This window comes from Brevibacillus sp. TJ4 (assembly GCF_044627595.2).
In the GTDB taxonomy this organism is placed as follows: domain Bacteria; phylum Bacillota; class Bacilli; order Brevibacillales; family Brevibacillaceae; genus Brevibacillus.
Genome location: NZ_CP185865.1, coordinates 3,822,501 through 3,846,870 on the forward strand (window position 1 = coordinate 3,822,501; position 24,370 = coordinate 3,846,870).

Here is a 24,370-nt window from a genome sequence, read left to right on the forward strand (position 1 = left end):
CTTTTTCCATTTCGCCAGGCACAACTGCAGCATCTCTTGGTCCTTCGCCCGCACGTGCGGCGGCAGCGAGCACAACCTCTCCGGCATAGTTCGATCAACAAAAACAGAATGAATACCAGCCGCATTGGCAAGTTGCACGTCATGGTCCAGCCGATCGCCCACATGTGCTACCACCTCACCGGGCAGCAGGCGGAGAATGGCAGGGTCTGGTTTCCCCGTTCCCGCCATCTCCGGCGTTATCACCTCATCAAAGCATCGCTCCAGCCCCAACGTCCGCATGACAGGAGCCTGATATTTGAAAAAGCCATTCGTCACCGCCGCCAAAGAGTAGCCACACGCCCTGAGCCTTTGCAAGACAAGAGGGATGTCCGGCTCCAACAGATACACCTTTGGCGGAAAATTGTGCTCGTGAACCACATCCTCCACATCTACCGGCTTCTCAATCCCCAGCTTTTCACACAGTCGCTCGAGCATCTCGTCCCAATCGTACGCCTCCACATACCTGCCCTCGCTCATCCGCCGCTCATGTTCTGCTATCAAAGCGGATATAGCGTCGTACGCCATTCCGAGCTTGCCGGAGACTGCAGCCGCAACCTCCGGGAAGACCCATTTGCCAAACGGGTTTTGCATCAACGTGCCGTCCAAATCAAACGTGATCCATCTCTGTTTCATTTAATCGCCCCCGACGTAAGACCTTCAATAAACTGTCTCGATGCAAACAAAAACGCCACAATCATCGGCAAGGAAGAAATCGTCAGACTCGCAAACAACAGATTCCACTCCGTATCGTACTCCCCAAACAAGGTCAATACGCCCAGCGGAATCGTGCTCAATTCTTCACTCTTTAAAAAGATAAGCGGATAGAAAAAGTCGTTCCATACCCCGATCAACTGCACGATGGCGACCGTACCGAGGGCAGGCTTCATCAACGGCAGAATGATCTTGTAGTACACTTGAAAACTGTTGCATCCGTCCAGCCTCGCTGACTGATCCAGCTCGGTCGGCAGCGTGCGGAAAAAGCCGTAGAACACGAACACAGCGAACGGAATTCCTCCAGCCACGTACAAAATGACCAGCGACGTCAACGTATCCAGCAAATGAAGCTGGAGCATGATCATATAGAGAGGCAAAATTGCCAGTTTCATCGGCAGCATCAGCCCGATCATAAAGAAAAACAGCACAAAGGAATTCCAGCGAAACGTAAAGCGTGACAAATAAAACGCTGCCAGGGACGAGATAAACAAAATCAGAAAAACAGAAAGCCCGCTTACATAAATGCTATTCCATACGTATTTGCCGAAGCTCACCTTTTCCCAGACGAGCGCGTAGTTCTCCAGCGAAAAACCGGACGGCAAGCCAAGCGGAGAAGTGAGAATCTCCAAATTGCTTTTCAGCGACGAAGTGATCATCAGAAAAAACGGATACAGCACGGATAGTGACACGAGCGACAAGATCAGGTATTTGGCAAACTGTCCAAGACGTCCCGCCATGTTCTCCTCCTATTGTTCGAATTCCTTTCTTTTGAAGAAAAACAACAGCACCGCCGTGGCGCTGGAAATCATCAAAAAGAGTACGACTGCCAAAGCAGAACCGAGGCCAATCGACTCTCCGCCATCGACAGAACCAAATGCCAAGCGGTAAAAGTAGGTGGCCAATACATCGGTAGAGAAATACGGGCCTGCCTGGGAGCCCTGCATGGCGAAGATCAGCTCGAACGTCTCAAACGCCCCGATAAAGGTAAGGATCGTCATCACCATGATCGAGGGCATCGCCAGCGGAACCGTAATTTTCAACAGCATCGTCAGGCCGGATGCCCCGTCCATCTTGGCCGCGTCGTATATTTCCTGGGGGATGGCCTGCAGGCCGGCGAGGAAGATCAGCATCGCAAATCCAAGGCCGTACCAGCTATTGACGAGGATAATGGTATACAAGGCCGTATCCGGACTCCCGAGCCAGGGACGCGCCCACTCCTCCAGACCGATAAACCGCAGTACCGTATTGAGCGCACCGTAGGTCGGGTTGAGGATCAAGCTGAACAAGAAGCCAACCACGATCACCGACAGCAGCTTGGGCAGAAAAATCACCGTTTTGAAAAATTCCTTGCCGCGAATCTTGCTGTTAATCAACAGCGCGAGCAAAAAGGCAGCAATCATCTTGAAGATGACGGTACCGATAAAAAAGATGACGTTGTGCCCAAAGGCGCGGGTAAATGTCTCCTTGAACGGAGATTCCGTAAACAGGCGAACGAAATTTTCCAGTCCGACAAATTCTCCTCGGCGCATTCCCTGGAAGGAGTAAAAGCTGTTCAGGAAAGCGGAGAGAATCGGGTATACCTGAAACCAGATGAACAAAACGAGCGCAGGCAGCAAAAACAGATGGACGAGCTGTTTCTTCCAGATGATTCGTTTTTTCCTTACTGTCGCAGGCGCTTTTTCTGTCTCCTTTTGCAAAACGGCCATTTTCGTGGCTACCTCCCATGCAAGCAAATTTGTGATCCGCCATCACAACGAAGCAGGGAAAACAGGTACAGCCCAGTGCATCCTGGACTGTACCTCGATGTCCAACGCGTTTTCCTCCCTGCTACTGCGGCTGAAACCACTTGTCGGCGGATGCCTGTGTATCCTCTGCGACTTTGTCGACCGTCAGTTGCCCGATGTACATGCCTTGCAGCGAATCCTCGAACGTCGTCTTCGTAGTCGGTGTGCCTTCGCTGAAGTGAACGAGCATCATGTAGCTGGTCATGCTTTCTTCACTCAGTTCCGCCATTTTTTGCAGCAACGGATGCTTCGGCACCACACCAGGAATCGCGCTTAATCGATTCAGCTCGTCGCTGAACATCTGTCCAAACTCCTTGGAGGCGAGGAACTGCATGAACGCTTTCGCTTCCTCCGGATGCTTGGTCGCCTTGGCAATGCCGTAGGAGCCGTCCACCCAGTTGATCATCGGAGTCGCTCCGCCTTTTTCCTTGGCCAATGCCGGCAGGATGTCCAATGACAGATCAGGGTTGAGGTTTTCAAAGGTCTCCAGACGATGGCTGCCGTTGATGTACATCGCCGCTTTTCCGGTGTAGAAGAGCGCTTGCGCATCCTTGTCGTCGATCGCCACAAAATCGGGCGGGAAGTACGGCACGAGATCATTCATCCGTTTGATCGACTCTTTGAATGCGGGATCGGTAAAGTTGACTTCGCCGGAGAGCAGCTTCTGCACGTACTCCTCACCGCCAAACGCACTCGTTCCGATGACGTTGTGGGTGTAAGAGAGCAGGTACGCTGCCTTGCCTGCCTGCGCCACCGGGATAATGCCTTTTTGCTGGAGCGCTTCGCATACTTGCAGGAACTCTTCCCACGTTTGCGGCGGTTGCAAGCCGTTTTCCTCAAACAGCTTCGGGTTGTAGAAAATGACCGCAGAGTTGATGAAGAGCGGCACCCCGTATACTTTGCCGTCAGCACCGCGAGCAGCGTCCAGGTACGCCTCCGGGATGTCCGAGACGCCCGGAACATCGTCGATCGGCAGCAAGTATCCGGCATCCGCGATCGAGGCAGCACCGGAGTACGGGCGAAGCTGCAGAATGTCCACGCCTGTGCCCGCTGTCAGCGAGTTGGTCAGGATCGTGTTGTACTCCGTAGATTTAAAGGAACGGAAATTGATCTTGATGTGAGGATGTTGCTTTTGGAATTCGGCGATAAATCCTTCATACGCTTCCTTGTCCTCAGGCCGCCAACTGTACATGACCAGCTCGACCTCTTCTTTTCCCCCTTCTGTAGCTGCTGGTTGGGAACTCGTATCACCTGATGGCGGAGCAGACGTCCCCCCGCCGCTGCACGCTGACAGCGCAAGCATCAATACCACGCAAAACAACCAGACTTTCCGCACGCTCACAAACATCGCCTCCATGGAATTTATCAGCTCATGTAGAAATATTTTATAATATTTTGTATATTCAGGAAACATTCTTTCAAAAATTTATCTATCTTTTCTGATAATTTATTTATAAACTCTATCTTCGCCAAAAGCTCCTGTTGCAAAAGTGAACAGCAAAAAGAGGCAGACCTATGTCTGCCTCTCAGATTGCAGACAAACTCCCTCGCTGAACGAACAGCAGAGGGAGTTTGTTTAATAATTTGATGAAAATACCGAAGGTGTTTTGATCGTTCACCTTTTGGCGACCTGATTTCCATAGCCAGGTCGCCATTTTTTTCAAGTTCATGGCAGCGAAAACAAGCATCGCCTGCATCGTGACCTTCTCCAGTCCTCGTAAGGTCGTCCAACGCATGCCATGCTTTTCCTTCATATCAGCGAATACACGTTCAATCGTTTCTTTCCGTTTGCTATAGATTTGTTTGTTTTCCTCGGTATGCCGGAGGTGGTCTACCTCTTCGAGGTAATCAGCCCAGATGTGGCGACTCACTCTCTTTGTGTAGTCTTTACTTTCCGTGCATTGTTTCAAGAACGGACAACTTCGGCAAACTTGAGAATTTGATCGATAGATACGGTACCCATCCTTGTTTGTTGTCTCATATGTTAAGATTTGCTCGTTCGGGCAGATGTAGCAGTCGAAATATTCATCATACACATATTCGTGCTTTTTAAAAAAACCTTCTTTGGTGCGTGGTCTTGTGTAGGGCATAACGGGGCGAATCTGGTCATCAAGGAGTGTTTTACTGATGTAAGGCGTCTTGTATCCCGAGTCCACTGCCACAGCTTGAGGCTGTGCAAACGTCTTTCGCACTTGATTCAAAACATCCTCAAAAACCTGACTGTCATGCACATTGCCTGGCGTTACCTTGGCACCAAGCACAAATCCATTTCGATCACATGCTGTATGAAAACTATAAGCAAATACACGTTCCTTTTCCCCTTTTACAAACAATCCGCAATCCGGGTCAGTTGTGCTGACTTTCACCTCCTTCTTCGAAGTTTCTGTCTTTTTTTCAAGGGGCTTCTTTCCATGTGCAATACGATCCTGATTGATTTCTTCGTCCAGCAGCTCTTGATATTTCTTCGCTTGTTCTTCAACGATTTCTTTCACGTATTTATGCTTATTCGCACTGGCTTTTACATGCGTAGCATCAATGAAAAGCACATCAGGCTTCACGAATCCATGATGAACCGCCTCCTCCAATATTCGAAGGAAGATCGACTCGAAGAGTTGAGTATCCCGAAAACGGCGAACATAGTTCTTGCCTAGGGTCGTGAAATGGGGAATGGGCTGACTGAAATCATAGCCAATAAACCACCGATAGGCAACATTGGTTTCGATCTCTTTAATCGTTTGTCGCATGGAACGAATTCCAAAAATATATTGGATGAAAGCAATTTTAACTAAGACTACAGGGTCAACACTGGGTCTGCCATTGTCATGACAGTAGAGGCTTTCCACCAAGTCATAGATGAACGAAAAGTCGATTGCATTTTCAATTTTTCTTACGAGATGATCTTCTGGCACCAACTCATCTAGCGAGAATGCAGATATCTGATAACGCCCTTCGGCCTCTTGCTTATTAAGCATAATGCCACCTCTAAAAAATAACTTTTGAAAACGTAACATGTTCTATATTCAACAAAAAAGCCTGCAGACCCTGTTCCTTACGGAACTTTGTCTACAGGCTGAGAGGCAGACCTATGTCTGCCTCTTCGTCGAAACGGTTTGGGGAAACCGTTTCTTACATCATTCCCATGCCGCCCATGCCGCCCATGTCTGGCATGCCTGCACCAGCTTTGTTTTCTTCCGGTTTGTCGGCAATGACTGCTTCTGTAGTCAGGAACATAGCAGCTACAGATGCAGCGTTGGACAGTGCGGAGCGAGTTACTTTCGCAGCGTCAACGATACCCGCTTCGAGCATGTTTACATACTCTTCGGTAGCTGCGTTGAAACCGATGCCTACCGCTTCTTTTTTCAGGCGCTCAACGATAACAGAGCCTTCCAGACCAGCGTTGGCCGCGATTTGGCGAACTGGCTCTTCCAGGGAGCGGAGTACGATTTGTACACCTACTGCCTCTTCGCCTTCTGCTTTAACAGCTTCAACCGCTTTGATTGCGTTGATCAGCGTAGTACCGCCACCAGGTACGATACCCTCTTCTACCGCAGCGCGAGTAGAGTTGAGTGCGTCCTCGATGCGCAGCTTTTTCTCTTTCAGTTCGGTTTCGGTAGCAGCACCGACTTTGATTACCGCTACGCCGCCAGCCAGTTTCGCCAGGCGCTCTTGCAGTTTTTCGCGGTCGAACTCGGAAGTCGTATCTTCGATTTGTTGACGGATTTGCGCTACGCGGCTTTCGATGGAAGCCTTGTCGCCAGCGCCTTCCACAACAGTCGTGTTTTCTTTGGTAACAACAACTTTGCCAGCGCGGCCGAGTTGTTCCAGCTTGGTGGATTTCAGATCCAGACCCAGCTCTTCTGTGATCACTTCACCGCCAGTGAGTACAGCGATGTCTTGCAGCATTGCTTTGCGGCGATCGCCAAAGCCAGGAGCTTTTACAGCTACTGCAGTGAAGGTACCGCGCAGTTTGTTTACCACGAGGGTAGCCAGCGCTTCGCCTTCTACGTCTTCCGCGATGATCAGCAGCGGTTTGCCGCTTTGTACCACTTGCTCCAGTACAGGCAGGATCTCCTGGATGTTGGAGATTTTCTTATCGGTGATCAAGATGTACGGGTTGTTCAGAACCGCTTCCATCTTGTCAGTGTCTGTGATCATGTACGGGGAAGCGTAGCCGCGGTCAAACTGCATACCTTCTACTACTTCCAGTTCAGTCAGGAAGCCTTTGGACTCTTCAACGGTGATTACGCCGTCTTTGCCCACTTTTTCCATCGCTTCTGCGATCAGGTTACCTACTTCTTGATCGTCAGCGGAGATGGATGCTACTTGCGCGATCGAGGATTTGTTCTCCACCGGCTTCGCGATCGATTTGATTTCTTCTACAGCAGCGCGAACTGCTTTTTCCATACCGCGGCGGATCACCATCGGGTTGGCGCCAGCGGTTACGTTTTTCAGACCTTCGCGGATCATCGCAGCAGCCAGAACGGTAGCAGTGGTTGTACCGTCACCCGCGATGTCGTTTGTTTTGGTCGCAACTTCTTTAACCAGTTGCGCACCCATGTTTTCGTAAGCATCTTCCAGTTCGATTTCTTTTGCGATGGTTACACCGTCATTGGTGATCAGCGGAGAACCGAACTTTTTCTCCAGTACCACATTGCGTCCTTTTGGACCAAGCGTTACTTTCACCGCGTTGGCCAGTGTTTCCACACCACGGAGCATCGAACGGCGAGCGTCTTCAGAGAACTTGATTTGTTTAGCCATCAATCTCTACCTCCAGCGTTATGTTTAGTAAAACGGATTCTTACTTATGTGAAGAGCTTATCCGACGATCGCGAGGATATCGGATTCACGAAGCACAAGATATTCTTTGTTATCGACTTTTACTTCAGTACCGGCGTACTTGGAGAAGATCACCTTGTCGCCTTCTTTTACTTCCAACGCGATACGCTCGCCGTTGTCAGCTACACGACCGGAGCCGACAGCGATAACGCGGCCTTCTTGCGGTTTTTCCTTCGCCGTGTCAGGCAGAACGATACCGCTAGCGGTCGTTTCGTCTTTGGAGATAGCTTCAATTACCACACGGTCACCCAATGGCTTCAGCACGAAAAACACCCTCCTCAAAAATGTAGGTACGAAATGTTTTTTGTTGTTAGCACTCAGTCTAATCGAGTGCTAACACCCAATTCCTATAATAATCAATCGCTCTCTACATTGCAAGTAGTTTCCCTCACATTTTTCCATTTGCCTGTCACGCTTTTCTTTCATCTAGCAATCTTTTTCTAGCAGGCAGTTCTATCAATCCGTCAACCACATATAATGATACTAGAACAAGAGACAGAGCAAGCCGATCAAGGAGGGAACGAAGATGCGCAAATGGTTCTTGTTGGCTATGGCGGTCGCCGTGATTCTGGGGGCCAATCACTTTTTCAAAGCGGAACACAATTCTCTCGTCCGTGCTTATCCTACTCCGACGACGATCTATTGGGACGGCAGGGAGATTGGTGATAGCATAGATGCAGCGACAGGCGACAAGGCGGGACAAACACTGCCCACGGCACTGGAATACGAAGGCAACCTCTATGTACCACTCTCTCTGATCGGAGAGCAACTGAACAAACCGGTCGGCTGGGATCGCTCCGCTGCGGTCGCCTGGCTGGGGCAGGCTCCGGCTGAGGCGCTGCAGGCCGCAGAGGAAAAAACGGATGCGACACAAATCCCCGGCGGACAATCGCCTTTCGGAATTCCCGGGCAAGCTACGGCAGAGCAGCAGGCAGCCGAACCGAAAACGGCTGCTGCATCCTCCACCGGCAAAGCCCGGCAAGCATCCACTCCCGTCTATGAACTGTTCGGGCTGCGACTGGGGATGACTTCCCAGCAGGTGCTGGATGTCCACGGGAAACCGGCGCGGGTCGAACCGAGCGGACTCGGCTACGAATGGTGGATCTACAACCAGGAACCTGCCCGGTACTTGCAAGTGGGCATCGCCCAGGATCGCGTCGTCGATCTCTACTCCAACGCTCCTTCAGCCAAGCTGGGAAACACGGGTATCGGAGCAAGCCTGCAATCCTTGCAAAGTCAGCATCCCTTGCAAGACGTCCTGTCGCTGCGCTACATGGGCGCTCACATCCAGATTACGAACCAGAAGCAACAGCGTCCCCTCGTGATCGAGGCCGGGACGCCTCTCATCTACTATCTGGACCTCCAAAACGACAACAAGGTGACGGCCCTGCGGATGATAGACATCCAAATGCTTTTGCGCGGCGGCTTCTACGAAATGAAGTGGACCTATCAAGGAAAAGCTCCCGACTTTGATCCACCTTCTCTGAGTGTCAAAGAACGGGAACTGGTCAATGCCGCGTATGAACGGCAAGTCCTCGATCTGGTCAACGTCGTCCGCTACCGCTACAAGCTGCCCCCGCTCACCTGGCATGAGGGCGCCGCAGAAGTGGCACGCGGACACAGCCTGGACATGAAGACAAACCAGTTTTTTGACCACGTGTCAGCGACGAGCGGACTGGACCCTTTTGAACGACTGAAAGCGGCCGATATCCGCTACATCATGGCGGGTGAAAACATCGCCGCCGGATACCCGGATGCGATCGAAGTCCACGAAGGCTGGATGAACAGCCCCGGCCACCGCAAAAACGTGCTGGAAAAAGACTTTGCCCTGCTCGGCGTAGGGGTCGTCAGCGATTACTACACGCAAGCCTTCCTCACCCTGCCCGACGAATAGGCAGTTGCACAACAGCGTCGAATACGGGAGCAGCCTGATCAGGAAAGCCGAAGCTGCTTGCGCAAGGCATCGACTTTCCGGGAAAATTCCATGATTACGGTCTCGTGCTCTTTCGTAATCAGGATCAGCCACGGCGGGCGGCTCCCCTTTTTCGGCATGACCACAAACATCTCGGCGATTTCCACATCGAGCCCTGTCCCCTTGTGCACCATCCTTTGCGGCGGCGCCAGGGGGATTTTTGCGATCATCGCGTTTTCCAGAGACGGGCTGAGCTCCTGCACCCGTCCGCTTACACTGTCCAGAATCTCCTTCGCCTGCTTTTGAAACAGCGAGGAATTGGCAAATGTCTGGACGACCTTTTGCTTGTTCGTATCAAACAGTTCGACCTGTGCCGCTCCGGGCAGCTCTGTTTCCGCATGTACCGTCTGCGCACCGGAGAAAAGCAGCGCCAGGCATACAATCAGCCACATCTTTCCACCTCCCGCTCTACCGTAGTAGTATGTCCCGGAGATCTGGAAGCAAGTAGAAAAATATGGCGTACGGATTGCCGGACATGCAAAAAAGTCTCCCCGCCTTTTGCAGGGAGACCTCTTTTCTTCCTATTGTATGGCTTCTTCTGAATCCATACCGTATTGTCGTTCCCACTCTTCGTCTTCTTTCAACTGCTTTCGGTAGATGATGCGCGACAGCCAGACGCTGATCTCGTACAAGACGAGAAGCGGAATCGTCACCATGATGTCGCTGATGATTTCCGGCGGGGTCAGCGTCACGGCGATGACCACCAGCACGAAGTATGCGTAGCGGCGCATTTTTGCCAGCCGCATCGGATTGAGGATGCGCAGCCGCGTCAAAAACATCACCACGATCGGCAGTTGAAACAGGACGCCAAACGGGATTACCGTATTAAAGAGGAAACCGAAGTATTCGCCAATTCCGTAGTTGGGCTCTGCCCCGATACTGCCTGTCAGATTGGTCATAAACAGCATCAGCATCGGAAAAACGACGTAGTACCCAAAAACAATCCCGATGACGAACAAGAAAAAAGCGAACGGGATAAAGTACAGCGTCCCGCGCCGCTCGTTTTCCCGCAAGCCAGGGGAGACGAACCGCCAGAGATGGTACAGTGCCACCGGGAGTACGACGGTAATGGCAATGAGAACAGCTACCTGCATGTAGACGCGCAGCGCGTCAGACGGATGCAGCGATATGATCGGCACTCCTTCGGCCATCGGTTCCTGCTTCAAGTATTCGATAAGCGGACCGGCGAAGTAAAACCCGCCGATCAGCGCGACAACAAATACGACCAGCACCCAGATAACCCGCTTTCGCAGTTCTGTAAGATGCTCAACCACTGTCATTTCCTGTTCGGTCATGGCAACCACCTTAGCGAGTTATGCTTTGGGCTGTTCCTGCTGGAGTTGCAGACGCTCCTGCTCCAGCTTCTCCCGGATTTCTTTCTCCAGACGCTCGCGCTCCAGCTTTTCGCGAATCTCACGCTCCAGCTTTTCGCGTTCGGACTCTTCCTTTGCTGCGGTTGCCGTGGCTGTCGTAGCCGCGGCAGTAGAAGCAGCCGCTTTGGTCGGGAGTTCTTTGGCCTTGGACTTTTCGCGCTCGTCGTCGTCTTCGTCCAGATCGCTTGTCAGATCGCGAGTGGCGACCTTGAACTCCTTCAGGGTGCGCCCTACGGCACGCCCCAGTTCAGGCAGCTTCTTTGGTCCGAACAACACGAGTGCCAAAATAAGAATCAATATCAGACCAGGAATACCAATTGTACTCATTTCCTTTCACTCCTTTTCGGATGTAGCCTGACACTAGCCATTCTAACCAGCTAGCACTTTCGTAAACCGCCGTAGCCCAAACGCGTCATATCCGACTCTTCAATGCGTTCGCCAGCCAAAATGCGCGGCAAGAACACGTCAAACGAGGTAAACTTCTCGTGCATGACCGCTCCCGGCAAGCCGAGAATCGGCGTATCTCCCTTGTAGGCAACGAGCAGCATGGAGCCGGGCAGCATCGGCGTGCCGTAACGCACCACCTGAGCGCCTACACCGGCAATCGCCCCCGGTGTCCGGTCGTCGGGGTCTACCGACATTCCGCCTGTCGCCAGTACGAGGTCGACGCCTTCTTCCAAAAATGCGTTAATTTCCCGCTCAATCGCCTCTTTGTCGTCCGGGGCAAAGCGCTGTCCCACAACCTCAGACCCGAGCGCCTCTACCTTGGCCCGCACTGCCGGACCAAACTTGTCTGCGATTCTGCCGGAAAATACTTCGCCGCCGGTCGTCACGACTCCGACTCTCTTTTTCAGAAACGGCTTTACCTGGATGATTGGCCCGTCAAACTCCCGGGCAAGCTGCTCCAGCCGGACGATACGGCTCTCCTCCATGATCAGGGGAATAATCCGGGTCGCAGCGACCGCATCCCCCTCCTGCACTACCTGGTCTCCGTAAATCGTCGACAGCGCGATGCCATCCAACGCGTTCAAGGCATGTACCGCCTGTTCGTTGATTTTGGCCAAGCCCATGCGAGCGGCTTTCATCGACACTTTTCCTTCGTAAGGCTCGGTCAAGATCAAGCCGTCGCCAGCGACAGCCCGGGCGATCCGCAGCCCGGCCTCCTCCTCGTGGATAAATCCGTCCGGCATTTCCAGCGCGTAGATATGCTCCTTGCCGATCGAAAGCAAAGCTTCGATGTCTTCTTCGCGGACGACATGTCCTTTTTTGAACAGACGCCCTTTGAACTCTCCTGGCAAAATCTGCGTCATATCGTGCGGGAGCATCATACCGATCGCGTCGCGGACAGGCACCTCCCGCATCTTCGGTTTGTCTACCACCCTAAACCGCCCCAATCCTCGTTGGCCTCGCCTGTTCCCTGCAAGATATGCAGAGCGTCGGAAAGCATGTCTCCAATCGCGTTGAAACAGATTTCCACGCCTTTTGGGGTACCCGGGAGGTTGATGATCAGCGTGTTTCCTCGCGTACCTGCCACGGCACGCGTCAGCATCGCTCTGCGCGACTGCTTCAGACCGGCGCGACGCATCTCTTCGGCCAGTCCCGGCACAGGACGGTCGATGACCCATGCAGTCACTTCCGGGGTCACGTCACGCGGGCTCAAGCCTGTCCCGCCCGTTACGATCAGCAGATCGCATTTTTCCCGATCGACCAGTTCGATCATGTGTTCTTTCAGATCTTCCATGTCATCGGCAACCGTGCGATAGACCGCAACCTCGGATTGCAGCCATTCCCGGGTCAACTCTCGGATGATTGGTATTCTGTCGTCTTCTCTTTCCCTATTTGCGATAGAATCACTTGCGGAGACTACGCCTACTTTCCATTTGCTCACAGGTTCATTCCTCCGTTTATTCACTCGCTTGTATTGTACACCACTTTCTAGTTGCTGTAGATACTGTGGGAAGAAAAGGCTGTTTTTGACACAAAAACGTCACGATTCAAAACATCCGTTTTCAGTCAGAACCGCGTCCAGCAATATGTCATGCGGCTCCATCGGCACGTTCTCGACGATCTGCAGCGAGTAGCAAATGCCAAGCAAATAAGGACGGTGGTCAAGCCCTGCCAAAAAGCGATCGTAGTAGCCGGCGCCGTACCCGATTCTTCCCCCCTGCCGATCAAATCCTACTCCAGGTACGAGTACGGCATTCAGTCTGCGCGTGTCCACAGGCTGCGCTTTGTCCGGGTCCGGCTCCCAGATGCCGTACGTCCCTTGTTTGAGCATCTCTTTGCCCGTGTAGCGGTACGGGATCAGCTCCCGTGTGTCCGGAACGGTGCGCGGCAGCCAGATTTCCACTCCCCTGCGCATCGCTTCTTCAACGAACGGCAGGATGTCCAGCTCATCACCAAACGGATGGAACGCCAGGATCACTTCGGCCTCCATCAGCCGTTCACAGGTGAGCAGACGGCTGCACGCTCGCCTGGAAAAGTCGCGCCTTTGATCGATCGACAACGACTTGCGCTTCTCCAACAATTGCCGGCGAAGCTGTTTTTTCTCCATTTTCGCCCCACTCTCCCATCTTTTCATCCCCGATGTGTCGAGGGACTCTCCCCCAGGCTTGTCCCGTGAGCGCTCTCTAGGCTACACTTGACGTAGCTGATAAAGAGGTGAACGTGAATGATTTTGCTGCAAGCTGAACATATAGAAAAAGCCTATGGCGTCGAAACCATTTTACAGGACATTTCCCTGCAAATTCAAACAGGAGAGCGCGTCGGACTCGTCGGAGTGAACGGGGCCGGGAAGTCTACCCTGATGAAAATACTCGCGGGCGAGCTGAGCTACGACAGCGGTACGATCCGTATTCCCAAAGACGTCACGCTCGGCTACCTGGCGCAAAACAGCGGGCTGGAGTCGGAGCGGTCGATCTGGGACGAGATGCTGACCGTCTTTGCCCACTTGCAAAAGGAAGAGCAGGAGCTGCGGGCGCTGGAAGCCAAAATGGGCGATCCGGCTGTGCTGGAGGATGAAAAACGGTACCAGCAGATCATGGAGGACTACTCCCGACGTTTTGAAGCCTTCAAGGAAAGGGGCGGATACAGCTACGAAGGGATGATTCGCGGCGTTCTCCACGGCTTGCGCTTTGCCGACATGGACTACCAGACCCCGATCTACACACTGAGCGGCGGGCAAAAGACGCGGCTGGCGCTGGCGAAGCTCCTGCTGCAATCGCCGACGATTTTGCTGCTGGACGAGCCGACCAACTACCTTGACATCGAGACGCTCACCTGGCTGGAAGGCTACCTGCAAAACTACCCGGGCGCCATCCTCGTCGTCTCCCATGACCGCTACTTCCTGGACAAGCTGGTGACGATCGTCTACGAGATCGAGCGCACCCGGGCAACCCGCTACGTCGGCAACTACAGCCAGTTCCTCGAGCAGAAGGCAGCGCGGCTGGAGCAGGATCTGAAGCGCTTCGAGAAGCAGCAGGAGGAGATTTCCAGACTGGAGGATTTCATCGCCCGCAACATCGCCCGGGCGACGACCAGCAAGCGCGCGCAGAGCCGCCGCAAGACGCTGGAAAAAATGGACAGGCTCGACAAGCCGATCATGCACAACAAGTCCGTCAACTTTTCCTTCGAGATATCCAAGATGAGCGGCAACATCGTCATGAAGGCGACCAACGTCGCCATCGGCTACCCCGATGCAGTGCTGTCGCGCGGGCTTACGTTCGAAATCGAGCGGGAGGAGCGGGTCGCACTCGTCGGTCCGAACGGGATCGGAAAATCCACGCTGCTGAAGACGATTGTCGACCAGTTGAAGCCTCTGCAAGGAACGATCCAGATGGGCAGCAATGTCACCATCGGCTACTACGACCAGGAGCACCGCAATCTGAACGAGCAAAATACGGTGCTTGGCGAAATCTGGGACGAATACCCGCAGATGCTGGAAAAGGATGTGCGCACGCTTCTGGGCAATTTCCTGTTTAGCGGCGATGACGTGCATAAGCGGATTTCCGACTTGTCCGGCGGAGAGCGTGCACGCGTCTCGCTGGCCAAGCTGATGCTCAAGGAAGCCAATTTCCTGATCTTCGACGAACCGACCAACCATCTCGACATCTACAGCAAGGAAGTATTGGAGAATGCCCTGTACGAATACCCGGGGACGATTCTGTTCGTCTCCCACGACCGCTACTTTCTCAACAAGATCGCCAGCCGCGTGCTGGAGCTGTCTTTTGAAGGCGTGACCAACTATCTCGGCAACTACGATTACTACGTGGAGAAAAAGCAGGAGCTGGCCGAGCTGGCTGCTGAACAGGCTGCACAGCCGACCAAGAAAGCTGGTGCTGCCACCGCCCAGCCGGAAAAGTCCTCCTACGAGCTGGACAAGGAAGCAAAACGGCGCGAGCGTCAACGCCAGCGCCGTCTGGAGGAAATCGAAGCGACGATCGAAAAGAAGGAAGCGGACATCGTCCAATGGGAAGAGGAGCTGTGTCAGCCCGAAGTGTACAGCGATCATTCCGAAGCGAAAAAGCGCAATGACGCGATCCAGGCCGCCCGTGGCGAACTGGAGCAGCTCTACGAGGAGTGGACCCGGCTCTCCGAGGAGCAGGCCTAGATTTGCGACTTCGAGCCTTCAGGCGGAACTTCGCGGGAAGGCGTCTCCCCGAGAGCAGCATAGAGCGCGGGGATGACCAGAAAGGTGATGCAGGTGGCGGCTGTGACGATTCCAGAGTCGTTGAGCGCCAGGCCTGCCAGCGAACCGGCGATAATCCCGGCAAAGCCTTTTACCAAAAACGGGTAGTCGCGGGCGAGATGGCGCAGGTAGCGATCGTTCCAGAGAGCGAGAATACCGAGTACGACCAGTGAGACGACAAATACCTTGCTCCAGATCGAGACGCGAATCAGCCGCAGGTTCATCGCCAGCTTTCGTTCGATCATCTGCCCCACCTCTGCCCAGTCGCCGGAGACGATCTGTTGCGAGACGCGTCCGACATGGGTGAGCGGCTGGTCCGTCAGCAAGCTGCCCGCCATCAAAACGCATACACCGCAAACGAGGCCGCCTGCCAGCAGCAGGAGGCCTTTTTTTCCAAGCCTCCACTCTTCAAGCCGCGAGATCGCAACGAAAAAGGCTACCAGTCCTGCCAAAAAACCGCCCGCGTCCGTCCCCAGATGCGGCGCCACCATGTAATAAAGCACGACGAAACTGAGAGCCACAGCGCCAAGCGCAGGCAAAAGACGGCCCCATCCGGCACGTTCGCGCCTTTTTGCGGACAGTTGGTACAGTGCCGCGATCAATAGCGTCGCGCTCCCGATCAGCACGCCCTCGTACTCATTGCCAAGTCCGTAAAAACGGGCGCCGATCACCGGATCGTACCCGAGGTAGGAGCCGCGCATCAGGCTGCTGCCTGACCAGCCGTCTGCCAGCAAACCGGCTACCGTCACCCCGCAAACAGTCGCCACGACGCGAGGCAGAGGGCTTTGTTCCATGGCGAAGGCGAGCAAGAGTCCAGCCATGATCAATCCCCCCAGGATGACCGGAGCGGAAGGCTGCCAGCTCAGCATGCCCTCGAAGAGCAGCAGGGCGGGAAACCAGAGCATGGTCAACAGTGCCAGCCGGACGCCTTTTCGCAGACGCTCTCTCCCGCTTCCGCCTCCCGCTCGTTTGCCCCAGAGCCAGAGAAAGGCAGCGCTGGCCAGTGTAATCATCTGCAGCATGACATAGGTGTACAGCACCGGAGCGCGAGTGGCGTAGGTGTGGTGAATCTCGTCCACCTGCTCCATCAGCGGCCCGATGCCCGGTTCTGTTCCACTCGCGGCACGTACGGGATGCCCGGCAATGCCGCCGGGGATGGGCACATCCAGCCAGGAAAGAACCGTCGGATACAGATCAAGCCCGCTGACCAGGCCGGGTTGCCGGGTCGTAGCCGAAGTGAGCAGGCCGCTCGCTGAACCGTTCCAGACGAGTATCGGGGAGAGCAGCTTTTTTTCCTCGACTGCCTGGTGGTGAACGATCGGGCTGACCAGCATCACTGCCTGATAGTCTGTGCGCTCTTCCAACACGCGGGTCAAAAAGCCGGACAAATCGGCGAGAACCTGTTTGTACTGCTGCTCAAAACGGTCAGGCTGCATCGCGTCAGCCACCTGGTACAGCCTTTCCAGATCGGGCAGCTGAACGGCGACCAGCCCGGCATCCTGATCTTCCCTGATCCGCTCCAGCAGGTACTGGTAGTTCGTCTTTTGTCCATACGGGTATGCTGCCGCCCGCTCCTGCGTGCGCGGTGAGACGTCTCCATGAGGAACGAGCCCATGCTCGTCCATGGCGAACAAAGCGACGTGGCGCTGCTGCGTCTCGCCAGTATCCGCGTTGCCATAGACACTGACGGGAATCTTGTGTGCAGCCAGCGTACCACCCAGACGTCCGATACTCGGTGTAAAGGGCTTGTCCTGATTTGCCGCGTGGAGTCGGTAGATGCCGGGAAATACGATCTGCGACCCGGTCTGCGGCAGAGGCACGCCAAACGCCGCTGCCTGCTCCCCCGCTGTTTGTCCGCCGTCCAACAGTTCGTCCCGGTGGTGAGCCGTGCCGCTTTTCTCCGTATACAACGCCTGTGCTCCACCGCCCATCAGCAGGTAGGCATTGGCCAGATTGCGCGGACCGGGAAGACGAAGCGAAACCGCTCCAGCGCTTGCCTGGCTGATCCATTTATCCACAGTCGGATCGGTCCGCATCTGCTGCAGATCGGCAAACGTGAGCCCTTCTACAAACAGCAGAAGCATTTGCTTTTCGCGTATGTATCCGTCGCTGCCAGCCGTATTGCCCTTTGCATCCTGCACCTGGCACATGAACAGCGTCACTGCCAGGCATACCAATGCCCATCTTTGTCTCATCTGCGTTCTCCTTCCTGTTGATAAAACCAGCTCTTTATCCACATATTCCACAAATCTATCCACAGTTTCCGGGCGAATTTCCCGGTCGATTTACATAGTTATCACCAGTATTCACAGGGGAGAGATTGTGCAACCAAAAAAGTTATCCATGCCCTGTGGATAAATAGCCAGAGCGAGAAGTTGCGAGAATGCACTGAACCTTTTTCGCAGACCGGACGAATATATAGGTGTAATCAATCAGGAGGGGCCCCAAATGAATGATCAAGATTTACTCCCGTTGACAGAGCAGATGGCCAAGGGCGATGTATCTGCCTTTCGCAAGGTATATGAGATGACGCATAAAGACGTCTATCGAACGGTTGCCTTCCTGGTGTACAACCGGCAAGACATCGAAGACATCGTCCATGAGGTGTACATTCGCATGTGGCAATCCTTTCACAGCTATGACAGGAAACGCCCGTTTCGTCACTGGCTCCACGGAATCGCGATCCGTCAAGTGCAGGATTGGAAACGCAAAGCCTGGCGCAGGATGCGCATTTTTGAGCGGGCAACGCAGTACCGGCAGGACGACTCGGACTGGACCGATGACGCGGTACTGCAATCGGAGACACAGCGCGAATTGCTGACGGCCATTCGCCAGCTTTCCTACAAGCTGCGCGTCGTCGTCATCCTCCGCTACTTCCACGACTACTCCCTGGAAGAAATCGCCGATCTGCTGAACATCCCTGTCGGCACCGTAAAATCGAGACATCATCTCGCGGTAAAGGAATTGAGAAAGAACTATACACATTCGGGAGGCGACTTGTATGTCCCACGACAAACAACTACGCGATGAATTGCAGCGTATCGCGGAAACGATACAGGTGCCTCGCGAACTGGAGCAGCGCATTTTCGCATCATACCAGCACGATCAAAAACGAAAGCGAGGAAATCTCATTATGAAAAAGCGTTTGTTGGCCGGTGTAGCGGCCGTTGCGATCCTGATCCCTACGGCGGCTGTAGCGACGCCTTACCTGGCGGACTACATTTTCGGTTCGGCGGAGTCGATCACACACCATGGAGGTACCCAGGAGGATTACAACGAGATCGAAGCATTTTTGCAGGAAGCAAAAGGGAAGCTGTCGGAAGACGAATTCTCCGAGTATATTGAGTTGATGCGACAGATGATGCAGTTGAAGATGAAAATGACAGACGAGAACGGAATTGTCCACGAAGATCGGCTTTCCGCAGAAGAACAGCAGCAGTGGGAGGAGCTTTCCGAAAAGCTCAATCCCTATTTCAGCAAACTAGCCTCTGAATAAACAAAAGAGCCTGTCCCTTGTGAGGACAGGCTCTCAGATTGCAGACAAACTCCCTCGCTGAACGAACAGCAGAGGGAGTTTGTTTAATAATTTGATGAAAATACCGAAGGTGTTTTGATCGTTCACCTTTTGGCGACCTGATTTCCATAGCCAGGTCGCCATTTTTTTCAAGTTCATGGCAGCGAAAACAAGCATCGCCTGCATCGTGACCTTCTCCAGTCCTCGTAAGGTCGTCCAACGCATGCCATGCTTTTCCTTCATATCAGCGAATACACGTTCAATCGTTTCTTTCCGTTTGCTATAGATTTGTTTGTTTTCCTCGGTATGCCGGAGGTGGTCTACCTCTTCGAGGTAATCAGCCCAGATGTGGCGACTCACTCTCTTTGTGTAGTCTTTACTTTCCGTGCATTGTTTCAAGAACGGACAACTTCGGCAAACTTGAGAATTTGATCGATAGATACGGTACCCATCCTTGTTTGTTGTCTCATATGTTAAGATTTGCTCGTTCGGGCAGATGTAGCAGTCGAAATATTCATCATACACATATTCGTGCTTTTTAAAAAAACCTTCTTTGGTGCGTGGTCTTGTGTAGGGCATAACGGGGCGAATCTGGTCATCAAGGAGTGTTTTACTGATGTAAGGCGTCTTGTATCCCGAGTCCACTGCCACAGCTTGAGGCTGTGCAAACGTCTTTCGCACTTGATTCAAAACATCCTCAAAAACCTGACTGTCATGCACATTGCCTGGCGTTACCTTGGCACCAAGCACAAATCCATTTCGATCACATGCTGTATGAAAACTATAAGCAAATACACGTTCCTTTTCCCCTTTTACAAACAATCCGCAATCCGGGTCAGTTGTGCTGACTTTCACCTCCTTCTTCGAAGTTTCTGTCTTTTTTTCAAGGGGCTTCTTTCCATGTGCAATACGATCCTGATTGATTTCTTCGTCCAGCAGCTCTTGATATTTCTTCGCTTGTTCTTCAACGATTTCTTTCACGTATTTATGCTTATTCGCACTGGCTTTTACATGCGTAGCATCAATGAAAAGCACATCAGGCTTCACGAATCCATGATGAACCGCCTCCTCCAATATTCGAAGGAAGATCGACTCGAAGAGTTGAGTATCCCGAAAACGGCGAACATAGTTCTTGCCTAGGGTCGTGAAATGGGGAATGGGCTGACTGAAATCATAGCCAATAAACCACCGATAGGCAACATTGGTTTCGATCTCTTTAATCGTTTGTCGCATGGAACGAATTCCAAAAATATATTGGATGAAAGCAATTTTAACTAAGACTACAGGGTCAACACTGGGTCTGCCATTGTCATGACAGTAGAGGCTTTCCACCAAGTCATAGATGAACGAAAAGTCGATTGCATTTTCAATTTTTCTTACGAGATGATCTTCTGGCACCAACTCATCTAGCGAGAATGCAGATATCTGATAACGCCCTTCGGCCTCTTGCTTATTAAGCATAATGCCACCTCTAAAAAATAACTTTTGAAAACGTAACATGTTCTATATTCAACAAAAAAGCCTGCAGACCCTGTTCCTTACGGAACTTTGTCTACAGGCTGAGAGCCTGTCCCTTGTGAGGACAGGCTCTTTTTCTATCGTTGCGGCTGAGCGCTAGTGGTCGGTCAAGGACAGACCCGGCACTCCGTTTAAATCCAGACTGGCAAACTCGCCTTTTTGGTAGCGAATGTAGCCGGCTGCCGCGATCATCGCCGCATTGTCCGTACATAGCGAAAGCGGCGGGATGACCAGCGGTACGTTTTCTTCCTGACAGCGCCGCTGCAATCGTTCGCGCAAGCCGCGGTTGGCTGCCACACCTCCCGCCAGGAGCACCTGCTTCGCACCGTACTCCCGCACGGCGCGCAATGTTTTTTCGACCAAAACCTCTGTGACCGAGTCCTGAAAACTTGCGGCGAGATTCGCCGGGTTGATCGTCTCGTTGCGCTGGGCTGCGTTGTGCAGCGTATTCAGCACTGCCGATTTCAAGCCGCTGAAACTGAAGTCATACGAATCTGGCTCCAGCCATGCGCGCGGCAATGGCACATTGGGCTGTCCTTCATGGGCCAGCCGGTCGATGTGAGGACCGCCGGGATACGGCAGACCGAGCGAGCGCGCCACCTTGTCATAGGCTTCGCCCGCCGCATCGTCCCGGGTCTCGCCCAAAATCGTAAACGCGCCGTGCTGCTCCATCCAGACCAGCTCCGTATGGCCACCGGAGACGACCAGCGAAATCAAAGGAAACTGCATCTCCTCCACGAGCCGGTTGGCGTAAATATGACCCGCGATGTGATGGACTCCGATCAGCGGAATGCCGCGTGCCAGCGAGATCGCCTTGGCTGCCGCTACACCGACCAAGAGCGCCCCGACCAGTCCGGGTCCGTACGTGACGGCAATGGCGTCGATCTCCTCCAGCGTCTTGCCCGCCTCGCGCAGAGCCTCTTCAATCGTCACCGTGATATTTTCCACATGGCGGCGGGAAGCTACCTCGGGGACTACTCCGCCGAAGCGCTTGTGTATGTCCGCCTGGGAGGCGATGATGTTGGACAGCACCTCCCGTCCATCCCGCACCACTGCCGCCGAGGTCTCGTCGCAGCTCGTCTCGATACCCAGTATATAGGTCGGTTTCGCAGCGCTTTTCTGTTGTTCATAAGCCTGTTGTACGCGCATTTCGTAGCGCGAAGTAAATGATTTGTTCATCGCAAGGTCACCCACATAATAATCGCGTCCTCGTTATTGTCGGAGTAGTATCGTTTTCGGATTCCGTGTTCCTTGAAGCCGAGCTTGGTGTACATATTGCGGGCTACCGTATTGGAGGGACGCACCTCCAAGGTCATGCTCTGCGCCCCGAACACCATCGCCATGCCCATCATCTGTCTCATCAGCCGCTCGCCCACCTTTTTCCCGCGATAGCCGGGATGGACGGCAATATTGGTAATATGCGCTTCATCCAGGACGATCCACATGCCGCAGTAGGCTATTACCTCATCCTCGTGCAAGGCGACGACGTAGCGGGCATTCTGGTTTTTCGTCAATTCATTGTAAAAGGCATCAGGGGGCCAGGGAGTCGGAAAAGCCATCTGCTCCAGCTTCGCAACGGCCGCAATATCTTCCAATGTCATAAAACGGAAATCAAGCTCCATTTGTTCACCCATGAGTGGTCCCCCCTTTACGAACCCTCCTGCTGCCTGTTCGCCAGCCATTTTGCTTCCGCCTCCGCAAGCTGCAAATATTCCGGAACAAGCCCATGCACCGGACCTGCTTCGTGGAGTCTTGCGAATGTCAGGTGGGCAATATGTGCCGCTCGCGGAAGCTGAAAGGCGGCCGGGGCAAATTGCGCCTGCTCTCCCAGGCTTTGCTCGATCCGCTCGCGATGAAGCCGGACATCCTCGCCAAGAAAGAGAATTTTGTCCCCCTCGGCTGCTTCACGCACATCGGAAAGCCAATCCTCCAGCAAGACGATTCTCTCCTGTCCCTGGATCGAAAGGCGTTCCATCCCGTCCGTCCGGTAGGAGCCCGTATACACCTGCCCCCTTCTCGCATCAAACAGCGGTACGATCAGTCCGGCAAATCCCAGCGCGTTCATCGCCACCGCCTGCAGGCTGGAAACACCGACAGCAGGGATGTTGAGCGACCAGGCGATGCTTTTCGCTGAGGCGACACCGATGCGCACGCCTGTGTAGGAGCCGGGCCCGATCGCCACGCCTACGCCGCCCAACTGCTCCGGGGAGGTATCGGTCGCGTCCAGCAGCTCACTGACACAATCCATCATCCGGACCGAGTGGTTTTTTTGCTGGTTGGTCGTCATCTCCGCCAGTACACGCGTCTCTTCCGCAATCGCCACACTCAATACCAGGTTGGACGTATCAATCGCCAGTACACGCATCAAAATCAAACTCCTCACACAAATTCAAATATCGCTGACCTTGCGGCAAAAGCTCGATCTGCCGCTGCTCTTCGCCGATGTAGCGCAGTACGATCGTCAGGAGATCAGCCGGAAGAACATCCTCAATCAGCGATGCCCACTCCACGACGCAGACGCCGTCTCCGAAAAAATAATCGTCCAGGCCGAGCGAATCGACATCGTCGCCGACCCGGTAGACGTCCATATGGTACAGCGGCAAACGCCCCTGGTACTCTTTTATGATCGTAAATGTCGGACTGTTCACTACGCCTTGCACGCCGAGCCCGCGGGCCAGTCCCTGGGTAAACGTCGTTTTGCCCGCTCCCAGGTCTCCTTCCAGAGCCAACAGGTCAGCGGGCTGCAAATGGCGAGCCAAACACGCAGCAAAGCGCTGTGTCTGCTCAGCTCCACGCAGTGTCCATTCGTATGCCATCATGCGTCACCCTCTTTCAACGGCTCCAAAATGATTAAATCCGGCCTTGGGCAGCTTACGCCGCTCCCCGTCTTGCACCAGGAAAACGCCCTGGCCTTTTGCTTCCACACGCCCGATTACGGCAAAGGGGATGCCCTGCTCGGCAAACCGGCGGGCCACTTCTTCGCTCCGCTCCGCTGCCAGCGTCCCGACCAACTGGTAATCCTCCCCTCCGTACAGCGCCCAGGCCAACGGGTCTTTGCCAACCTTCTGGGCGTAGCTACGGGTCTTGGCCAGAAGCGGAATCCGCTCTGCCTCCACCTGGATCGTCACACCGCTCGCCTCGGCAATTTCCCACAGCTCGGATGCCAGTCCGTCACTGATGTCGTTTAGCGCTGTGCACGCCCCGGAAAGAAGCAGCAGGCGTCCTGCCTGCACCTGTGCCTGCGGACGCTGATGGGCACGGACGAGCGTGTCCCATTCATCTGATTCATCTGTACCGCCTCCTGCCTCTACTGTCCGGTTCTGTTGTGCGAGCAGCAGGTGCAGCCCGGCAGCGGAACTGCCGACAGAGCCTGTCACAAAGACAAGCTCCCCCGACCGCGCCTGTGAGCGGCGCAACGCCATCCCTTTTTCGACCTCTCCTATTACCGTGACAGAGAGGAACAGTGTATCCGGTGCCGACGCAGTATCTCCGCCGATCAGCCGGACTCCGTACTGTCCACAGGCTTCGTACAAGCCATCGTACATCTCGCTGCACTCTTCCGCTGTCCAGCGCGGAGAGACGGCGATGCTGACCAGCGCGAACCGGGGGATTCCCCCCATCGCTGCCACATCGCTGATATTGCTGATCATGGCCTTGTACCCGATGTCTGCAGGCTTCATCGTTTCTTTCAAAAAATGGACAGTCTCTACCATCGCATCGCAGCAGACGACCATTTCCATTCCCGGTGTCGGGGCGAAGACGGCAGCATCATCCCCGATCCCGACGGAAACCCCGTCCTTTTCATCTCCGTGCGAACGGCTCGTCCATTGCCGGATCAGGGAAAATTCATCGTGTGCCACCTGTAGCGCTCCTTTTTTGCATAGTCAGTCCATTATACCGTTGCGCGCCGCCGAGAAGCAAGAAACCGCCCGA

Annotated in this window: 24 protein-coding genes (1 of these 24 running past the window's edge); 4 read left to right on the forward strand and 20 right to left on the reverse strand. The window is 53.9% G+C overall.

The features are described 5' to 3' along the window. From ACAF76_RS18800 to groES, 7 genes are all read right to left on the reverse strand, one after another. Positions 1 to 672, reverse strand: the 5' portion of a protein-coding gene (locus ACAF76_RS18800; RefSeq protein WP_421617184.1) for an HAD family hydrolase. 117 nt of this gene lie to the left of the window's left edge; only the first 672 of its 789 coding nucleotides appear in the window; it begins with the start codon at positions 670 to 672; its stop codon lies beyond the left edge, outside the window. Next, positions 669 to 1,490, reverse strand: coding sequence for a carbohydrate ABC transporter permease (locus ACAF76_RS18805; protein ID WP_421617185.1), 822 nt, complete (start codon positions 1,488 to 1,490; stop codon positions 669 to 671). The genes ACAF76_RS18800 and ACAF76_RS18805 overlap by 4 nt, the downstream gene beginning before the upstream one ends. Positions 1,491 to 1,499: 9 nt before the next feature. Next, a complete protein-coding gene (locus tag ACAF76_RS18810) occupies positions 1,500 to 2,459 on the reverse strand; it encodes a carbohydrate ABC transporter permease (RefSeq protein ID WP_421617186.1) in 960 nt (319 codons plus the stop codon). A gap of 121 nt (positions 2,460 to 2,580) precedes the next feature. Further along, positions 2,581 to 3,879 (reverse strand): ABC transporter substrate-binding protein, encoded by a 1,299-nt coding sequence (locus tag ACAF76_RS18815; RefSeq protein WP_421617187.1) that lies wholly within the window; start codon positions 3,877 to 3,879, stop codon positions 2,581 to 2,583. Between the two features lie 184 nt (positions 3,880 to 4,063). Next, positions 4,064 to 5,509 (reverse strand): IS1182 family transposase, encoded by a 1,446-nt coding sequence (locus ACAF76_RS18820; RefSeq protein ID WP_400162161.1) that lies wholly within the window; start codon positions 5,507 to 5,509, stop codon positions 4,064 to 4,066. Positions 5,510 to 5,663: 154 nt separating this feature from the next. Continuing rightward, positions 5,664 to 7,295, reverse strand: coding sequence for a chaperonin GroEL (groL, locus tag ACAF76_RS18825; RefSeq protein ID WP_400164362.1), 1,632 nt, complete (start codon positions 7,293 to 7,295; stop codon positions 5,664 to 5,666). A 57-nt stretch (positions 7,296 to 7,352) separates the two neighbouring features. Next, positions 7,353 to 7,637: a co-chaperone GroES gene (gene groES / locus ACAF76_RS18830; RefSeq protein WP_023556652.1), complete on the reverse strand. Its 285-nt coding sequence runs from the start codon at positions 7,635 to 7,637 to the stop codon at positions 7,353 to 7,355. A 262-nt stretch (positions 7,638 to 7,899) separates the two neighbouring features. On the opposite strand from groES, the gene ACAF76_RS18835 reads away from it, so the two are divergent. Continuing rightward, positions 7,900 to 9,267 (forward strand): CAP domain-containing protein, encoded by a 1,368-nt coding sequence (locus ACAF76_RS18835; RefSeq protein ID WP_400164363.1) that lies wholly within the window; start codon positions 7,900 to 7,902, stop codon positions 9,265 to 9,267. Between the two features lie 38 nt (positions 9,268 to 9,305). On the opposite strand, the gene ACAF76_RS18840 is transcribed toward ACAF76_RS18835, so the two are convergent. From ACAF76_RS18840 to ACAF76_RS18865, 6 genes are all read right to left on the reverse strand, one after another. Further along, positions 9,306 to 9,737: a hypothetical protein gene (locus ACAF76_RS18840; protein ID WP_400164364.1), complete on the reverse strand. Its 432-nt coding sequence runs from the start codon at positions 9,735 to 9,737 to the stop codon at positions 9,306 to 9,308. A gap of 129 nt (positions 9,738 to 9,866) precedes the next feature. Further along, positions 9,867 to 10,640: a twin-arginine translocase subunit TatC gene (gene tatC, locus ACAF76_RS18845; RefSeq protein ID WP_400164365.1), complete on the reverse strand. Its 774-nt coding sequence runs from the start codon at positions 10,638 to 10,640 to the stop codon at positions 9,867 to 9,869. An 18-nt stretch (positions 10,641 to 10,658) separates the two neighbouring features. Next, positions 10,659 to 11,045: a twin-arginine translocase TatA/TatE family subunit gene (gene tatA, locus ACAF76_RS18850; RefSeq protein ID WP_400164366.1), complete on the reverse strand. Its 387-nt coding sequence runs from the start codon at positions 11,043 to 11,045 to the stop codon at positions 10,659 to 10,661. A 50-nt stretch (positions 11,046 to 11,095) separates the two neighbouring features. Then, on the reverse strand, positions 11,096 to 12,097 hold the full coding sequence (locus tag ACAF76_RS18855; RefSeq protein WP_400164367.1) for a molybdopterin-binding protein: 1,002 nt from the start codon (positions 12,095 to 12,097) through the stop codon (positions 11,096 to 11,098). Then, positions 12,091 to 12,606: a molybdenum cofactor biosynthesis protein B gene (locus ACAF76_RS18860; RefSeq protein WP_400164368.1), complete on the reverse strand. Its 516-nt coding sequence runs from the start codon at positions 12,604 to 12,606 to the stop codon at positions 12,091 to 12,093. Before ACAF76_RS18860 ends, ACAF76_RS18855 begins: the two co-directional genes overlap by 7 nt. A 99-nt stretch (positions 12,607 to 12,705) precedes the next feature. Next, positions 12,706 to 13,272 (reverse strand): 5-formyltetrahydrofolate cyclo-ligase, encoded by a 567-nt coding sequence (locus ACAF76_RS18865; RefSeq protein WP_400164369.1) that lies wholly within the window; start codon positions 13,270 to 13,272, stop codon positions 12,706 to 12,708. Positions 13,273 to 13,389: 117 nt separating this feature from the next. On the opposite strand from ACAF76_RS18865, the gene ACAF76_RS18870 reads away from it, so the two are divergent. Continuing rightward, entirely contained in the window at positions 13,390 to 15,327 is a 1,938-nt protein-coding gene (locus ACAF76_RS18870; protein ID WP_400164370.1) for an ABC-F family ATP-binding cassette domain-containing protein, read from the forward strand. On the opposite strand, the gene ACAF76_RS18875 is transcribed toward ACAF76_RS18870, so the two are convergent. Then, positions 15,324 to 17,600, reverse strand: coding sequence for a hypothetical protein (locus tag ACAF76_RS18875; RefSeq protein ID WP_400164371.1), 2,277 nt, complete (start codon positions 17,598 to 17,600; stop codon positions 15,324 to 15,326). The two genes, ACAF76_RS18870 and ACAF76_RS18875, sit on opposite strands and share 4 nt — an antisense overlap. Positions 17,601 to 17,853: 253 nt before the next feature. Here ACAF76_RS18875 and ACAF76_RS18880 point away from each other — a divergent pair, with 253 nt between their 5' ends. Together ACAF76_RS18880 and ACAF76_RS18885 are read left to right on the forward strand one after the other, a co-directional pair. After that, entirely contained in the window at positions 17,854 to 18,435 is a 582-nt protein-coding gene (locus ACAF76_RS18880; protein WP_400164372.1) for a sigma-70 family RNA polymerase sigma factor, read from the forward strand. Then, complete coding sequence (locus ACAF76_RS18885) at positions 18,407 to 18,901, forward strand: DUF3600 domain-containing protein (protein ID WP_400164373.1); 495 nt, start codon at positions 18,407 to 18,409, stop codon at positions 18,899 to 18,901. The genes ACAF76_RS18880 and ACAF76_RS18885 overlap by 29 nt, the downstream gene beginning before the upstream one ends. A gap of 33 nt (positions 18,902 to 18,934) precedes the next feature. On the opposite strand, the gene ACAF76_RS18890 is transcribed toward ACAF76_RS18885, so the two are convergent. The 6 genes from ACAF76_RS18890 to thiL all read right to left on the reverse strand — a co-directional run bounded on the left by ACAF76_RS18890 (position 18,935) and on the right by thiL (position 24,297). After that, positions 18,935 to 20,380 (reverse strand): IS1182 family transposase, encoded by a 1,446-nt coding sequence (locus ACAF76_RS18890; protein ID WP_400162161.1) that lies wholly within the window; start codon positions 20,378 to 20,380, stop codon positions 18,935 to 18,937. Positions 20,381 to 20,533: 153 nt separating this feature from the next. Beyond that, positions 20,534 to 21,616, reverse strand: a complete 1,083-nt coding sequence (gene tsaD, locus ACAF76_RS18895; RefSeq protein ID WP_421617188.1) for a tRNA (adenosine(37)-N6)-threonylcarbamoyltransferase complex transferase subunit TsaD — start codon at positions 21,614 to 21,616, stop codon at positions 20,534 to 20,536. Then, on the reverse strand, positions 21,613 to 22,071 hold the full coding sequence (rimI, locus tag ACAF76_RS18900; protein ID WP_421617189.1) for a ribosomal protein S18-alanine N-acetyltransferase: 459 nt from the start codon (positions 22,069 to 22,071) through the stop codon (positions 21,613 to 21,615). Before rimI ends, tsaD begins: the two co-directional genes overlap by 4 nt. Before the next feature lie 14 nt (positions 22,072 to 22,085). Further along, positions 22,086 to 22,802 (reverse strand): tRNA (adenosine(37)-N6)-threonylcarbamoyltransferase complex dimerization subunit type 1 TsaB, encoded by a 717-nt coding sequence (tsaB, locus tag ACAF76_RS18905; RefSeq protein ID WP_421617190.1) that lies wholly within the window; start codon positions 22,800 to 22,802, stop codon positions 22,086 to 22,088. Then, the gene (tsaE, locus tag ACAF76_RS18910; RefSeq protein WP_421617191.1) at positions 22,783 to 23,253 is read right to left on the reverse strand and encodes a tRNA (adenosine(37)-N6)-threonylcarbamoyltransferase complex ATPase subunit type 1 TsaE; all 471 of its coding nucleotides are present in this window, start codon (positions 23,251 to 23,253) and stop codon (positions 22,783 to 22,785) included. Before tsaE ends, tsaB begins: the two co-directional genes overlap by 20 nt. Positions 23,254 to 23,259: 6 nt before the next feature. Then, complete coding sequence (gene thiL / locus ACAF76_RS18915) at positions 23,260 to 24,297, reverse strand: thiamine-phosphate kinase (protein WP_421617192.1); 1,038 nt, start codon at positions 24,295 to 24,297, stop codon at positions 23,260 to 23,262. Positions 24,298 to 24,370: the final 73 nt, after the last annotated feature.